At 43.8% G+C, this 15,827-nt stretch carries 13 protein-coding genes; 8 read left to right on the plus strand and 5 right to left on the minus strand.

The window, feature by feature from the left end; all coding sequences use genetic code 11:
• Window positions 1–4: 4 nt before the first annotated feature.
• Complete coding sequence (locus MRK00_02875) at window positions 5–805, plus strand: HAD family hydrolase (GenBank protein ID MDR4516324.1); 801 nt, start codon at window positions 5–7, stop codon at window positions 803–805.
• Between the two features lie 110 nt (window positions 806–915).
• On the opposite strand, the gene dksA is transcribed toward MRK00_02875, so the two are convergent.
• Window positions 916–1,341 carry an RNA polymerase-binding protein DksA gene (gene dksA, locus MRK00_02880; GenBank protein ID MDR4516325.1) on the minus strand — a complete coding sequence of 142 codons (426 nt, stop codon included), beginning with the start codon at window positions 1,339–1,341 and terminating at the stop codon, window positions 916–918.
• A gap of 289 nt (window positions 1,342–1,630) precedes the next feature.
• Here dksA and rpmE point away from each other — a divergent pair, with 289 nt between their 5' ends.
• Window positions 1,631–1,882 (plus strand): 50S ribosomal protein L31, encoded by a 252-nt coding sequence (gene rpmE, locus MRK00_02885; protein MDR4516326.1) that lies wholly within the window; start codon window positions 1,631–1,633, stop codon window positions 1,880–1,882.
• A gap of 209 nt (window positions 1,883–2,091) precedes the next feature.
• Here rpmE and MRK00_02890 read toward each other — a convergent pair whose 3' ends face one another.
• The 3 genes from MRK00_02890 to MRK00_02900 all read right to left on the minus strand — a co-directional run bounded on the left by MRK00_02890 (window position 2,092) and on the right by MRK00_02900 (window position 3,579).
• Complete coding sequence (locus MRK00_02890) at window positions 2,092–2,424, minus strand: cupin domain-containing protein (protein ID MDR4516327.1); 333 nt, start codon at window positions 2,422–2,424, stop codon at window positions 2,092–2,094.
• 201 nt (window positions 2,425–2,625) lie between these two features.
• A complete protein-coding gene (locus MRK00_02895) occupies window positions 2,626–3,150 on the minus strand; it encodes a cytochrome P460 family protein (GenBank protein ID MDR4516328.1) in 525 nt (174 codons plus the stop codon).
• A gap of 48 nt (window positions 3,151–3,198) precedes the next feature.
• Window positions 3,199–3,579, minus strand: coding sequence for a DUF6164 family protein (locus tag MRK00_02900; GenBank protein MDR4516329.1), 381 nt, complete (start codon window positions 3,577–3,579; stop codon window positions 3,199–3,201).
• Between the two features lie 127 nt (window positions 3,580–3,706).
• On the opposite strand from MRK00_02900, the gene MRK00_02905 reads away from it, so the two are divergent.
• The gene (locus MRK00_02905) at window positions 3,707–4,543 is read left to right on the plus strand and encodes an SDR family oxidoreductase (protein ID MDR4516330.1); all 837 of its coding nucleotides are present in this window, start codon (window positions 3,707–3,709) and stop codon (window positions 4,541–4,543) included.
• A gap of 165 nt (window positions 4,544–4,708) precedes the next feature.
• Here MRK00_02905 and MRK00_02910 read toward each other — a convergent pair whose 3' ends face one another.
• Window positions 4,709–5,605, minus strand: a complete 897-nt coding sequence (locus MRK00_02910) for a porin family protein (GenBank protein ID MDR4516331.1) — start codon at window positions 5,603–5,605, stop codon at window positions 4,709–4,711.
• Window positions 5,606–5,842: 237 nt separating this feature from the next.
• Between MRK00_02910 and aat the strand changes: the two genes are divergently transcribed.
• From aat to MRK00_02935, 5 genes are all read left to right on the plus strand, one after another.
• Window positions 5,843–6,544 carry a leucyl/phenylalanyl-tRNA--protein transferase gene (aat, locus tag MRK00_02915; GenBank protein MDR4516332.1) on the plus strand — a complete coding sequence of 234 codons (702 nt, stop codon included), beginning with the start codon at window positions 5,843–5,845 and terminating at the stop codon, window positions 6,542–6,544.
• A complete protein-coding gene (locus tag MRK00_02920) occupies window positions 6,544–7,257 on the plus strand; it encodes an arginyltransferase (GenBank protein MDR4516333.1) in 714 nt (237 codons plus the stop codon). Before aat ends, MRK00_02920 begins: the two co-directional genes overlap by 1 nt.
• Before the next feature lie 84 nt (window positions 7,258–7,341).
• Window positions 7,342–8,370: a quinone-dependent dihydroorotate dehydrogenase gene (locus MRK00_02925; protein ID MDR4516334.1), complete on the plus strand. Its 1,029-nt coding sequence runs from the start codon at window positions 7,342–7,344 to the stop codon at window positions 8,368–8,370.
• Between the two features lie 171 nt (window positions 8,371–8,541).
• On the plus strand, window positions 8,542–10,638 hold the full coding sequence (locus MRK00_02930) for a methyl-accepting chemotaxis protein (GenBank protein MDR4516335.1): 2,097 nt from the start codon (window positions 8,542–8,544) through the stop codon (window positions 10,636–10,638).
• Between the two features lie 33 nt (window positions 10,639–10,671).
• The gene (locus MRK00_02935; GenBank protein MDR4516336.1) at window positions 10,672–15,825 is read left to right on the plus strand and encodes an Hpt domain-containing protein; all 5,154 of its coding nucleotides are present in this window, start codon (window positions 10,672–10,674) and stop codon (window positions 15,823–15,825) included.
• The last annotated feature ends 2 nt before the right edge of the window (window positions 15,826–15,827 follow it).

Genomic DNA, 15,827 nt, shown 5'->3' on the forward strand with positions numbered 1-15,827 from the left:
CACTATGAATACAATAAACACCAACAACCCATTAAAGGCCGTGCTATTTGATGTTGATGGCACGCTGGCCGACACCGAACAGGATGGTCATCGACCCGCATTCAATGCAGCATTTAAAGATTTCGATTTATCCTGGGACTGGGACATCCCTTTGTACGGGGAACTATTACAAGTTACAGGTGGGAAAGAAAGAATCCGGTTTTACATCGAAAAATATATGCCGGAGGAACTCAATAGAAACAATCTGGATGAATGGATCGCAGATTTGCACAAAACCAAAACCCGTCACTTTAAAAGACTCATGGAACAAGGCGATATTCCATTGCGTCCAGGTGTTAAGCGCCTGATTCATGAACTTCGGGATAACAACATTAAAATTGCCATTGCAACCACCACCACACCGGAAAATGTTTCCTATCTGCTGCAATCCACACTGGGCAATAATGGTATTGAATTATTCGATGTCATTGGCGCCGGCGATATTGTTCCACAGAAAAAACCTGCACCGGATATTTATTTCTGGGTTCTCGATCAACTGAAACTGGAACCTGCTCAGTGTATCGCAATCGAAGATTCCGACAATGGACTGCGCGCAGCTTGTTCAGCAGGTCTGCCAACGTTAGTTACCGTTAATGACTATACCTGTCAGCAGAATTTTGACGGCGCTGTTGCTGTATTGACCGATTTGGGCGAACCAGACCAGAATTTTGAACAAATTTCCAGTCCAAGTATTCATTTCGAAAAACAATGGATAGATGCAGCAGCTTTGCAAAAGCTTGCCAGTATGTCAGTAGCATGCAAATAGCCGGTTATAAAACCACGCGTGAGATATGGAATGCCTGAGGGATGCTTGTAGCTTAAGCCCTGGGTCGCGCCAGAGCATCTTGGTCGCTTTTAATCCCTGTGAATAACAGTTTATTTTGCCATCTGTTTTTCACGAATTTCATCGAGTGTTTTGCAATCAATGCACAATGTCGCAGTCGGACGAGCTTCAAGACGTTTTAATCCAATCTCGATACCACAACTTTCGCAATAACCATATTCCCTCGAATCTATCTTGGCGATGATTTCATCAATTTTCTTGATGAGTTTGCGTTCACGATCGCGGTTACGTAATTCGAGCGTCATATCGGATTCCTGACTCGCACGGTCATTGGGATCGGCAAAAACCGTCGCTTCATCCTGCATCGTATGCACAGCTCGATCTATATCCTGGCTCAATTCAATTTTCATACTCTCCAGTATCTTGCGAAAATGCGCAAGTTGTGCAGGGCTCATATAGTCCTCACCCTCATTTGGTTCATAGGGAGTAGCATTCTTATTCTGTAGCTCTTGCGGCATATTGAGTGCTCCTAATTTCTGGTGAGAAAAAAATTAAAATTCATGCTCCAATTTAACATGAAATTATACAACAATTTATTTTCCATGTTACAACACTCACTGTCATAAGTAATGTAATACGAGCTTTTCAGCAAACCATCGGGTTATGCTATTTTTCATTGACGACAATGGGTTATGTCTTTTTAAGACAAAGTTTTTCACAGAAGTTGCACTACACTAAGTAATAAAGGATAATTGCTGGTTTTTTATAATGTGAGCGCAGTGGTTTTATAAGCCAAGGAAAAACACGATGAAAGCAGAAATCCATCCTGATTATCAGGAAATAACAGTTACTTGCAGTTGCGGCAATGAGTTTAAAACACGCTCTACCATGGGCAAACCTTTAAACATTGAAGTATGCTCCAGTTGCCACCCTTTTTATACCGGCAAACAGAAAATTGTCGATACCGCAGGCCGCGTTGAGAAATTCCGCCAAAAGTATGGCACACAGATACCCAAACGCACGAGCCGCACAGACAATGGCGCCAAAGCCAGTACTTAAATCTATCCCAGATTTAACAAGGAAAGCGAAGCGATCTTGTTTACTATTAGCGCAAAGTTGCACTGTTAATCTATAAACAGATTGTTTTAGCGCTCATCTGCGCACAACTGGCTGGTTTGAATGAACAAAGGTCAACACTGCATTAGACACGCGAAGACGGACGAACAAGGAATAAAGTCAGGAAAATTGCATCTTTGCACACAATGCAATTAATAATGAACCGCCAACCAAAAGGTCTCTTTATCCGGATCCGTCCAACTGACCCGGTGTTTTTTATGTGGCGGAAGATGGATAAAATCTCCTTCCCCCAGGCGTATTGTTGTTTGATCTGCAAAAGTCAGTTCCGCACTGCCTTTTAATACCAGCACCCATTCATTTTTTACTTGATCATACCATCCGTTTGTGGGCGAACGATGGCCTTTTGAAATAATTCTTTCTATCGTTACAGCTGCACTACTAACCAGCACCTCGAACACTTCTTTTTCAAGGTCGACCGGAACTGCCGAAAAAATATTTTTCAATCCTGTTTCGCGGTTTCTCACAACAAATCCCCATATAACCCGCTTTTAAGAAATTACCTCAAATCCATCGTCATACTGCGAGCTTACCCATTTAATACCGTTGCAGCGATTTTCGGGAAACTAACCGGTCCGAACTGAATTTATTTGAAAGCTTGAGCAGCTAATAACGCAGACACTCACAAGAGTCAATGGTATTACCTGCTCAATTCGTTAGAAATGAAATTAATGATTTTTTACAAAATCAACCAGCTTTTGGTATGTAAATAAATAATCTTGCCCTGAGAGCGGTGTGTGGCATTGCACACAGTTCAAATCATTACTTTTTTCTGTGCCATCGGGATCATAAACAGCAAATCCCCAATTGCCCGTCCGGTTTTCAGCTGGATAGGCGTCATCCCAGTTATCACGGTTTTCCATCACAGCAACGCCCGTCAACGAATCTATCTCAAAAACACCATCATCTCCTGCCACAGGCTTCCCGTCTTCGCCAGTTTTTGTGCTATAGATTTCCATCACCACAACAGAGCCCGATGCGCCAGCCTGATTCTTCTTATAGCTGGCTATCGCAGTTTCATTCGCATACAGTTTGGCGACCTGTGTTTGGTTTGCGCGATTAGCGGTCGCATATTTTGTGAAAGCCTTTTCATAACCTTCGGGGAATTTGACATATTCAGGATCCCCTCCGCTATGCGCATAAATAGGTGTAATTGCAAGTATCGCGACTGCTATTTTCAAAATGCCTTTCATAGTTTGCTCCTTTTTTATAAAGTCCGTAACACAATCATAACAATATTTTTATTCTTTCAAGCCTATTCCGCCAATGTCAATCACCAACCGTATCGATAAATATATCACCAGCAAAGCCAATCCCAAATGGAACATAAATTGAACCGGTTTTTCCTTGATTGCATCCACTAATGTTTTATTTTTTCCTTCTTTTTTCAAACGCGCAAATTCCTCACGCATCCTGATTGTCCGCGCGTTCTGGTATTCATCCAACAGTGCACGGGCTTTCTTGAACTGCCCCGCATCTTTCAACCAGATTGCAGGCATTGACACTCCCCAGTTACCCGCCGAAGTTTCATAGTAATCTATTTCATTGTCAGTCAAAAGCGTGCGCACATCGTTCGCTTCGTCTTCAGAAACACCATTGAGTTTGAATAAAATTTTAGACATTGAATAAAAGCCTTTGTTAAGCTGTCCACACCAAGCAGAGATTTTCTGCTCAATTGATGCTATCTTTGCCATCATCAGATTGTCAAGCATAAGTCAAAGAAACCTATTCAAATTAAATACAGAACTCATGCAAAAAACTATTTTAATCACAGGTTGTTCAAGCGGTATTGGCTATTGTGTTGCCAAGTCACTGCATGAACGGGGATATCGCGTTTTCGCCACCGCGCGCAGGAAAGAAAGTGTCGAAATTTTACTCAGCGAAGGATTGGAGAGTTTTCGTCTGGACTTGATGGACTCAAATTCCATACACTTCGCCTTTGAAGAAGTCTTGCGCCGAACGGATGGACAATTATATGCACTATTCAATAATGGCGCCTACGGTTTACCGGGCGCAATTGAGGATCTGAGCCGCCAAGCATTACGCGACCAATTCGAAACCAACGTGTTCGGCTGGCAGGAACTGACCAACCTGGTATTACCCGTGATGCGCAAGCAGGGCTATGGCCGAATCATTCAAAACAGCTCAGTACTGGGATTTGTCTCCTTGCCTTTCCGTGGTGCATACAATGCCTCAAAATACGCCATCGAAGGACTCAGCGATACCATGCGTCTTGAATTAAAAGGCAGTAACATTTATATCAGTTTGATTGAACCCGGCCCGATCTCCAGCAAGTTCAGGGCCAATGCGGTTACAATGCTGGCCAAATATGTCGATGTTGAAAACAGCATTCATCAGGATAGGTACAAAGCCGTTCTCAAACGGCTTAACAAAGAAGGTCCGGCAGTACCTTTCACGTTGCCACCCGAAGCTGTTCTTAAACGCGTTATCCATGCACTGGAAGCCAAAAAACCGCACCCAAGATACTATGTCACCTTTCCGACGTATTTATTCGGCATACTCAAGCGCATCCTCAGTACCCGTGCACTCGACCTACTGCTCGCAAAATCCGGGGACAGCAATTGATCGACAGTTCCTGCAGTTGAACAAAAAAAACACCTCACTGAAACAGTGAGGTGCAATGGCTTCGTCACGAACTTATTCGCTTTGCTAATAACTACTAGAACATACAACAGAACAACATGGGAAAACTAAAATGCCTCAAATTTCCAGGCGATCAACTTATTGTCATTACCAGCCCATACCGATATAACCACCTAACGTCAAACCATCAATTTTAGCGCCATCCAAAGTGCCAACAGTATAGTGGTATCGAGCATCAGCACCGATATAAATATCTTTCCATACGTTATATTCAGCGCCCCCGCCAAACATCACGCCGGGATCCAAGACGGTAATGGATTCAGAAGGTGGGCTTATAACATGTATAGCCAAACCGGCCGGGATGATCCAAGGTCTGAATTTTGAACCTTCCATGAATTTGATTTTCGGTGCGGCAGTCAGTGTAAATTGACTGACGGTAACCCCTCTAGGATTATCTGGAAAACCGGCTAACTGGGTTGGTTCGTTTCCAAGTGCATTACCTGCCACCCCAGTTTGAAAATTTTTGTATTCAAACATGACTTCGGCCAAAACTTCTGTCCGCGGCATCAAACCCCATACATCATTTGTCAAGCTGAAATCCAGGCCTGCACCGATATACCAAGCATCTCTGTCGGCGCGATCCTGCGCACCTACAGGCGCAACCCGACTTTCTATAGATACAGCGTTATGGGTATGGTCGCTACGCGCCCAACCGCCACGGAAGAAAACGCGGTGGCGCTTATCTGTACCTGCTGTTGTCGTTGATGAAACACGGGATACTTCTTCGCGCGCAGCTGTCGCCTGCGCCTTGGCTTCAACAGCGGTTTGTTTAGCCTCTACGGCTTTTGAATCCGATTCAGTTCTAACCTGCTGCAATTCGCCTTGAACGGCTCGTAACATATTCTCCAATTCCTGAACTTTCTGCTCCAAAGCCCGGGTTCTATCATGCGCCAATGCGTTGGGCACGAATGTAATCATACCAACCAAAAGGAGAACCACGACCAAACCGCTCCCCAACCCCTTTCTGTCAAAGAAATATTTCATCCAACCCTCCAAAATTGTGTATTTATATAATTATTGTTAACTCAGTACGTTCTGATTTTTATTTGAAGCCAGATATCGCCCCCCTACACTAATGTGCAATATGGGATGTTTTTTTCACACTTTCTCTTTTATTTTTTTACCGCTACAGCACATTGTTGCAGATAATATGTAACCGTAACGCGTACAGCTTTGATCTGAATCAAGCTAAGATTAATTTGTTTCACTTTTTTCAAATTCATGATTCATACACTGTCCCCCACTTCTTTGTTTCCGCCACTGGAAGCAGCTTTATCTGATCCCAACGGACTACTGGCCATGGGCGGCGATTTATCCCCCAGGCGTTTGATCAATGCGTATCAAAATGGCATTTTCCCCTGGTTTAATGAAGACGAGCCGATACTCTGGTGGAGCCCGGATCCACGCATGGTGCTATTTCCCGGCGAACTGAAAATTTCTCGTTCGCTAAAGAAATCCATCAAAAAAAACAACTACATCATTCAAACCGACCATCATTTCAAACAAGTCATGCAGGCCTGTGCGGCACCCCGTAAAAACCAGGCCGGCACATGGATTCATCCTGAAATGATTGCCGCGTACAGCGCACTCCATGAAACCGGATTGGCCCATTCCGTGGAAACATGGATGAACGGAGAACTGGTGGGCGGACTTTACGGCATCGCATTGGGAAAAATTTTTTTTGGCGAATCCATGTTTTCATGCGTCCCCGATGCATCCAAAATCGCATTCGTGCATCTTGTCAGACAACTGGCGCAATGGAATTTTGTTTTAATTGACTGTCAAATGAGTACAATGCATCTTGCATCATTAGGTGCACGGGAAATTCCTCGAACGGTGTTTAGTCAGCTATTAAACACATGGATTAAACAGTCTGTACACGGTGAAAGGTGGGATTTTAGCAACATGAATGATTTACTGTAATGAAAACGCTCAAATATCACACAACCCAACCCTATCCATGCGGTTATTTATCTGACAAAATGGCGCGATCGGAGGTTGTGGCGCCAGAATATCCAATTGATACGGCAACATACGGACGATTAATGAGAAACGGGTATCGCCGTAGCGGTCAATTTGTCTATCGCCCCCATTGTGAGCAATGTCACGCGTGCTTATCGGTACGTGTTAACGTTGCCGCATACACACCCAACCGATCCCAGCGCAGAAGCTGGAAAAAGCACCATCATTTGGTCGCCAAACAGCATGAATTGTATTTCGACGAAGCACATTTTGCGCTTTATCAGCGCTATCAGACTGCACGGCATGCGGGCGGTTCCCTGGATCAAGACAATCGAGAGCAATACCAAAATTTTTTGCTGCAAAGCCATGTCAAATCCAGACTGATCACATTTCGCGATGCTTCACAATTGAGCATGGTCAGCATTATTGACGAGCTGCCTGACGGGTTGTCATCCGTCTACACCTTTTATGACGCAGACATCGCTCAAGCAAGCCTGGGCACATACAATATTTTATGGCAAATACAACTTTGCAGAGCACTGGATTTGAACTATCTCTATCTGGGCTACTGGATCAAGGAACACAAGAAAATGAATTACAAAGCCAATTTCCGGCCATTGGAAATTCTGGTCGGAGATCAATGGCTGCCTTTTGAGCAGATCAACGGCAAATGACGACGCGTCATAATGTGTTAGACTATGGTTATTCCGATACAGACTTGATCGAGCCGGTGATTTCTTTTTCCTCGGCTTAAAGACATGCTCTACTCATTTCTACGCCCGTTTTTATTCAGGCTTGACCCCGAAGTCGCACATTGCGTCACATTCAGCGCCATTGAGAAAGCATTCAATCTCGGCCTCCTCAAACGCCGGACCATTCCATGCCAGCAACGTCACATTATGGGCATAACGTTTCCCAATCCCATCGGGCTCGCAGCAGGGCTGGATAAAAATGGAGCATATCTGGACGCTTTATCAGCGCTGGGCTTCGGGTTTATTGAAATTGGAACGGTAACACCGCGCGCGCAGCCTGGCAATCCTGTACCGCGTATATTTCGGGTTCCGCAAGCCCGTGCACTGATTAACCGCCTGGGTTTTAATAATCATGGCGTCGATCAATTAATTGAAAATATTAAAACTTCAAGCTACCAGGGCATATTAGGTATTAATATTGGAAAAAATTTCGACACACCCATTGAAAATGCGGTTGAAGACTACCGTATTTGTTTGCACAAGGTATACCGTTACGCCAGCTATATCACGATCAACATTTCTTCACCCAATACACAAAACTTGCGGCAGTTACAATCGGCAACGGCGCTGAATGAAATGCTGTCAGAATTAAAGTCCGAGCAACACAGTCTGTCCCAGAAGCACGGCAAATACACCCCCCTGGTGGTTAAAATAGCGCCCGATCTTGACACTTCACAGGTAGAAACCATTGCCAAGTTACTGATCAAACATCAGGTTGACGGTGTTATCGCAACCAACACCACACTCTCCCGCGACGGAATAACACATCTCGCCATATCGCACGAAAGCGGCGGCCTGAGCGGCGCACCACTGACACAACGGGCTACAAAAATCATCAATCTCTTGCATCATTTTCTGCAGGACGGTATTCCCATCATTGGTGTCGGTGGAATTATGTCGGCAAAAGATGCTAAAGACAAAATTGACGCCGGCGCTTGTTTGATACAAATTTACACCGGATTGATTTATCAAGGGCCTAATTTGGTACACAAAATCGCAAACGAAATCTGCAAACACCCCGATTTGACCAAATAACGAAGAAATCGGCAGGCGAAATCAAAAAACTGGTCCGAATCGGTTTTGTAACGCAAAATAAAAGGGCTTTTAGCAAGTTGTTATCTGTTTTCGATTTAAACAGTTACAATTATGTTACGGGTTAATCGTTTTTAGTTTCCAATACAGATTATGAAAAAACCGGAGAGATCAATGACGGGGTTTTTCTCACAGCTCAAAACTACACGCTTTAAATCGAAAAACAAACGTTCACCCGCTACTGTACCTGCGGAAAAGAAGTCGTATACAGACTGTTCAGGAAAAAACCTGATTTCCGGCAGTCTGTTTATTATGGCGATGTTGTTACTCATTGGTCTTCTCGCGTACAGTCTGGATCAAACCCGACAAAATACGGCAAAGCTTGAAATTATCGCGCGCATGCAAACGCATATTCAACGCTTGCCCATAGCACTACAGCTTGCATTCTCGGGTCGTGAGATTGCTTTTACCCAGATATATGACAGCCATAAAAAAATCAATCAATATATTGCAATACTTGCGGAAGGTGGCTTATTCCATCAACACAATATCTCCCCCATCGATCAAGAATCTTTACGTATACATCTGGATGATCTAATCGACAAATGGCGGTCAGAAGAAAGAAAGATTCAGGTCATTATTGATAAACAAGAAACACTGCTCAAACTTGGCCAGGCAGTAAGCGTAATTAATTCGACCACGAACGAATTGCATCAAAGAATTGAACAGTTGGTCGACCGTCTAACACTCATCGGCAACCAACCGAAAACGCTTGGTGCGATTATCGCCATGCGTACACTGACACAAAATGTTACCCGCAGCGTCAATGTGATTCTTTCAAGCAAACTGCCTGTATCAGAAATAAACAAACAACTGGCGCATGACCGCAAACAGTTTTCGATAATTTTGCAAGCATTTAGCGAAGGACATGATATTCTGAATCTCTCCGCAATGAATGATCCAGAAGCCCTGGAAGTTCTGCCACAGATCAAACCGTTGTTTATCACAATTGACAATAATATCCATACGATTCAGACTGAATTGTCGGCAGTCATGGCGGCCAACGCCGCTGCAAGCGAAATTATCAGATACAGTGAAACTTTTCTCAGCAGTATCTTAGCCCTGGATAAAGCGCTTCAGACAAATTACATTGAATCGTCTGATTTGTTGGCAAAAATCCTTGTTGGACTACTTATCGGCGTAATATTGACATTGTGTGCATTCATTTATTCACTGCGCCAGAATAAAAGCAGTTCGCCACAAATTTATGTAAACAATATGGACGATACACAAAAAGCCATGTTACAGCTGCTCGATGACATGAAAAAAATGGCCGAAGGAGATCTCACGACACGGACTGTTGTTACAGAAGACATTACGGGGGCAATCGCAGACGCAGTCAACTTCACCATTGAAGAGTTGCATTCGCTTGTTGAACAAGTGAACAAGGCCGGTACTTTGGTTGTTAACGCTTCCCGCCAGGCACAGCACGTTTCAAACCGGTTATTATCTGCCGCACAGCAACAATCACTGAAGATAGAAGAAACAACTGTTGCTGTCCTCGGCATGGCGGAATCCATTAATACCGTCTCAGACACAGCATCCAAGTCTACCGAAGTGGCCAAACAATCGCTTGTCACCGCCGAGAAAGGCAACAAAGCAGTTCGAGAATCAATTGCCGGCATGGATGAAATCCGCACAAATATCCAAGAAACATCCAAGCGGATTAAACGACTGGGTGAAAGTTCACAGGAAATTGGCGAAATTATCGCGCTTGTTTCAGATATTACTGAGCAAACCAATATTCTCGCGTTAAATGCAGCACTTCAGGCAACAGCAGCAGGCGAAGCCGGCCGCGGCTTTAACATGATAGCTCAAGAAGTCCAAAGACTCGCAGAACGTTCGGCAGAATCGAGCAAACATATCAGTCGATTAATCAAGATGATGCAAAATGACACCTACGACACCATCGCTGCTATGGAAAGAAGCACACTGGAAGTCATCAAGGGTACCCAGAAATCAAATATTGCCGGCAAAGCACTGGAAGAAATCGAAGCGGTATCCAGGCATCTTTCCGAACATGTCGCCAACATCTACGCCACCACTCATGCACAAACTCAAGCAGCCAACACGGTCATTGAGAACATGGAAGAAATACTGCAAATTACACAACAAACAACTGTTGGAACCCAGGAAACAACGGCATCAATCGAGCAAATTTCCGGATTTGCCTCAGAACTTAAAGCATCTGTTTCCAATTTTAAAATTTAATTTACTATTCTAGCGTTTATTCTCAATTGATCTATGAATACTCAAACCAAACTGAACATCGCATCAATCTCAGGGATCAAGGAAAGCATTCACGAGATTTTTTCTCTAATTGAAGAGAATCTGGACAACTACAGCCAGAATTTAAACGACGAAAAACAACTTGATTCCAGCCGCGTCTACATTCAGCAATTGAATGGGTTATTCAAGATGCTGGAACTTAACAACATTACAATCATAACCGGGAAAATAGAACAGCTTGTTTCAGCCCTGATCGACAAAAAAACAGATCCCACACTGGAAAGTATCGTGGTGCTCAAACAAGCAATCAGCGCCTTACTTTTTTACCTGGATGAACTCTTGGACGGCGTTCAGGAAAATCCAATGCGTTTATTTCCCATCTATCGAAACCTGAAGCAAGTACTCGGTGAAAAACAAGTATCCGAGTTTGATCTGTTTTATCCCGTTCTGACTCAAGACCCGCCACTCAAACCCATACTTTCCGGCAAAGACTCCCAACAACTTGAAGCGCTTGCAAATCGAATGCGCGCTGGTTATCAGAGTAATCTGGCCCAATGGCTGAAAAACACATCCAGTACGGATAATCTTAAAAAAATGCATGATGCGATCGGCGAAGTTGCACAATTTCCAGGTTCGATTGAACATCGTGCTTTCTGGTGGATATCAGCCGGTTTCCTGGAAAGTCTTTTATCTCAGAATGCAACTGTTGAACTATCAAACCGTAAATTATGCGGAAAAATTGAACAGGTATTACGCCATTTCCAAGAAGGTTCCCAGCAAGACACAATCCTGCTTCAGCGCGAATTACTTTACGCCATAGCAAAAACCCCAACAGAAACCGAGCAGATTACTGCTATTCGTAAAGCCTATGCGTTGCCAACTTTTGCAGAACTCAATGCATCTGAATTAACAAAACCAACATCACCACAATCCGACCTTCATGAAATGCGCAGCGCATTGAAACAGGCCAATGAAGACTGGCGGGCTTTTAGTTCGGGCAAACATACTTATCTTGCCGCTTTTATAAACAGTATGGCGCAAGTGCGCAACCACTCAACACACGTCGAAAACGCACCCCTGCGGCAACTCGCTGAAACGATTGAAGATGTCGCCAAATCTTTGCATGCCCATTCTCAGGAAATCAATGACCGCGCATTGATGGAAATCACCACTGCACTGTTACAACTGGAAAATATCATCGAGAATCTCAATCGACCACAAAATAATCTTTCAGAACAGGTTGAGGCGGCATCCACGAGATTGAAAGCGACTGCTGAAACTGACGAAAAACCAGTTGAACAACAATCCGCGTCCCGGCTCGATGAAATCGAAAATCCGGCGCAGAACAAGAAACTTCAAACGCAGGCAGTCCAGGAAATCATTAACAATCTAAGGGAAATAGAAAAAATCCTGGAAGATTTTTTTGAGACGCCGGCCGAACGCACTGCACTATCCGCATTACCCCTCTTATTCACGCAAACTTCCGGCGCACTCGCCATGCTGGATCTTCAGCGCGCCAAATACTTACTGAACCTCTGTTACACGCTGATAGAAAAATTTCCTGCCCCCGATTACGCACTCAATCAGAATGAACAAAATCTGCTTGTCGATGGAATAAGCAGTCTGAGTTTTTTCCTGGAAGCTTTCAAAAACGATCAAGCAGCGAATACTAAAGTCATCGAATCGGCGATTACTGTTTTTGAGAATGCCTCCAAACAGAAACCCAAATCTTCATCAACTCATGACACGTTAGCCATTGATTCAGATTTTGAAGAAACAAGCATTACAGAAACTGAACTTATCGCCGAAGTTGAACCAGAACGCAGAACCAGAACCGATTCTGGTGTAGACCCGGAATTACTGAGCATCTTTCTGGAAGAAGCGGAAGAAATTCTAGCCGAAGTTGCTGAATGTATACAAAAGTGTCAATCGGACGACTCAGACATGAAATCGCTGACAACTATCCGGCGAGGATTTCATACACTGAAAGGAAGTGGCCGCATGGTCAAGCTGGAGTTTCTCAGTGATGCCGCCTGGACTATGGAAAAAACGCTGAATCACTGGCTGAATGATAAAAAACGGGTATCCAGCGAACTGATTCAGTTGATGAAATATGCACATCATGTGTTTACCGAATGGTGCGGTAACCTTAAAGCATCAGGTGAAACAGAAATTCAATTGGAAGAAATGCTCGATCTCATCGATCACTTAAGCGTTGATGCAATCGAAGAAGGAAAAAGCTCAACACTTGAGTCTGTCGCGGTAGAATCGAGATCGGACGCGAGCCGCCCTCCGGAAACATCCATCTCTATAGGTGGCATCGCTATACCGGTCGAACTCTATAACATCTTTGTTACTGAATCAAAACAACATTTAGCCACACTTGAGAACGAACTGAAAACACTGCTGGCTGCTCATCCAGCGAGAATAACACAACCGCTCACTCTCGCAACGCATACCCTGGCAAGCACTTCTCGTGCCTTGAAACTCGATTTCATCGCCGACCCAAGCAGCATGCTTGAGGAATGGTTAACCCAATTAAGAGAAAAGAACATAAATCTAAAAGAATCTGACACCCATTTAATACAAAATTGTATTCAGCATATCGGCGAAATGTTGCACAAAGTATATCAACAACAATTTCCGGAAGAAACCGATTTGCAGCTCGTTCAATTTCTATCTCACGAAATAACAAAACACCAGGCAGAGGATAGGAAATTGACAACAATCGCCACGCATTCTGAACCGATCAACTTAACCGAGTACAGACTTAAAAAAGCACCCGCTTTTACAGCATTAGAAACATCGCCAGTAAAAACGCAAGAAAAATTTACTGGCGATAAGCTGGACAATATCAGTTACGAATTGCTTCAGGCTTTCTTTGAAGAAGCAAAAGATACCATTCCACAAATCAGCGCAAAATTACGCGCCTGGCGCATACTTCCACAAAATGAAGATGTCCGCATCAGCCTGCTCCGATTGCTTCATACCCTGAAAGGCAGTGCGAACATGATCGGCGCACAGCAACTTGGTGAATTGATTCATGCGATGGAAGAAGACGTTGATCAAGCGTTCAATAATCCTGTGGTTTCACTTTCTTCGATTGAAACGGTCGAATATAAATTCGACCAATTGTGCGAACGAATTGAACAATTGCAGACACAGAACATTATTGAGAAAGCCGAAGAGATTACAGATTTTGATGACATCTCGGAACTAACAGAACCAACAATTACCGATAGAACGCCCTCAGTAACGAGCGGATCACCAAATTTACCTGAACCTGCTATTGAAACGACTCTGGAACAGACTGCTCCAACCGAAATAAGAATAGAAGAGCCCCATCACTCTGGTAATTTCTTACGTATCAACGCCGACCACATTGATCGTCTTGTCAATGAATCCGGAGAAGTCAGCATTATCCGCACCAAAATTGAAACACAACTTAACAATTTCAAACAATCGCTTCAGGATTTGACCGAAAGTGTCGATCGCCTGCATGGACAATTGCGTGAAATCGAAATCCAGGCTGAAACACAAATGCAATCTCAAATTGCCTCACAACAAAATAGTGAACAATCTTTCGATCCTCTTGAACTTGATCGTTTTACACGCTTTCAGGAGTTGACGCGTCTCATGGCAGAAAGTGTAGATGATGTCATCACTGTACAAAAAAACCTCAACGCTACACATAGTGCTGCGGCAGAAGCAGTGGCGCAGCAAGCCACCATCAACCATCAGCTACAACAAGAATTGATACGAATTCGTACGGTTCCATTCGGAAGTATTTCAGAACGCTACTATCGTGTTATCAGAAAAACAGCCAATGAACTCGGTAAAAAAATTAATCTGACAATTCGAGGAGAAGATACTGAAATAGATCGTAGTGTTTTGGAGAAAATTAGCGCTTCTCTTGAGCATATCCTGCGCAATGCAGTTGCCCATGGCATTGAAAAACCCGATCAGCGCACCCGGTCCGGAAAACCGGAAACCGGGCAAATTCAAATGGATCTTTACCAAAAGGGTAACGAGGTCGCGATAACCATTCGTGATGATGGATGCGGACTTGATCTCGAAAACATACGTCAAGAAGCAACAAAAATGAATCTGATCCGCGAAAATGAGAGTCTGAGTGACGACCAAATTGCGGCATTGATTTTTTCTCCAGGCCTGACCACACAAGACCATGCTACGGGCACTTCTGGTCGCGGAATCGGTATGGATATTGTTCAAAACGACATTTCTGGATTAGGCGGCCATGTCGCAGTCAGCTCGAAGAGAAATCAGGAAACCGTTTTCCACATCCAATTGCCATTGACGCTTGCAGTTACACAGTCATTTCTTATATCTTCAGGAAATCAGGTTTTTGCAATACCTACGCCGATTGTCAGACATGCACAGGAGCTGGATCCCGAAGCGCTGCAAGCAGCATATAAGGACCGGGAGATTATTTATGATGAAAATACATATCCGCTAACATATTTACCTTTTATTCTCGGAAAATTGAATCAACACCCTGAAACAAAAAGGCACAATCACATATTACTGTTACATAAAGGCGATATGCGACTGGCAATTCATGTTGATGAGCTCATTGGAAACCGTGAAGTCATTGTAAAAAATACCGGTCCACAGATCATGCATGCGCCAGGAATAGAAGGCGCGACTGTGAACGGAGAAGGCACACCAGTACTCATTTTAAATCCGCTTAAACTACTGCATCGTGAAGACGTGCAGCGGATTCTAATAACACCAGTTTCTGATATTATTACCCAAACGGCTCAGAAAGATGAGTCCAAAGCAACTATTCTTATCGTCGATGACTCACTGACCGTACGCAAAGTCACCAGTCGATTACTGGACCGGGAAGGTTATAAAATATTAACCGCCAAACAAGGGCTTGAAGCCATGGACATCATCGCTGAAATAAAACCGGATATCATTTTGGCTGATCTTGAGATGCCTAAGATGAATGGCTTTGAGTTGATTCAAAAGATTCGCAGCAATCCTGATACTGCAGATATACCAATCATTGTTATTACTTCACGCACAGCAGAAAAACACCGTAAGATGGCTACTGAATTTGGTGCCAATGAATTTCTTGGCAAGCCCTATAAAGAGGAGGATCTTTTGTCCCTTATTGTGCATTATGCACAACAAAAACAGTAGTC

Source organism: Nitrosomonas sp. (assembly GCA_031316255.1).
GTDB lineage: Bacteria > Pseudomonadota > Gammaproteobacteria > Burkholderiales > Nitrosomonadaceae > Nitrosomonas.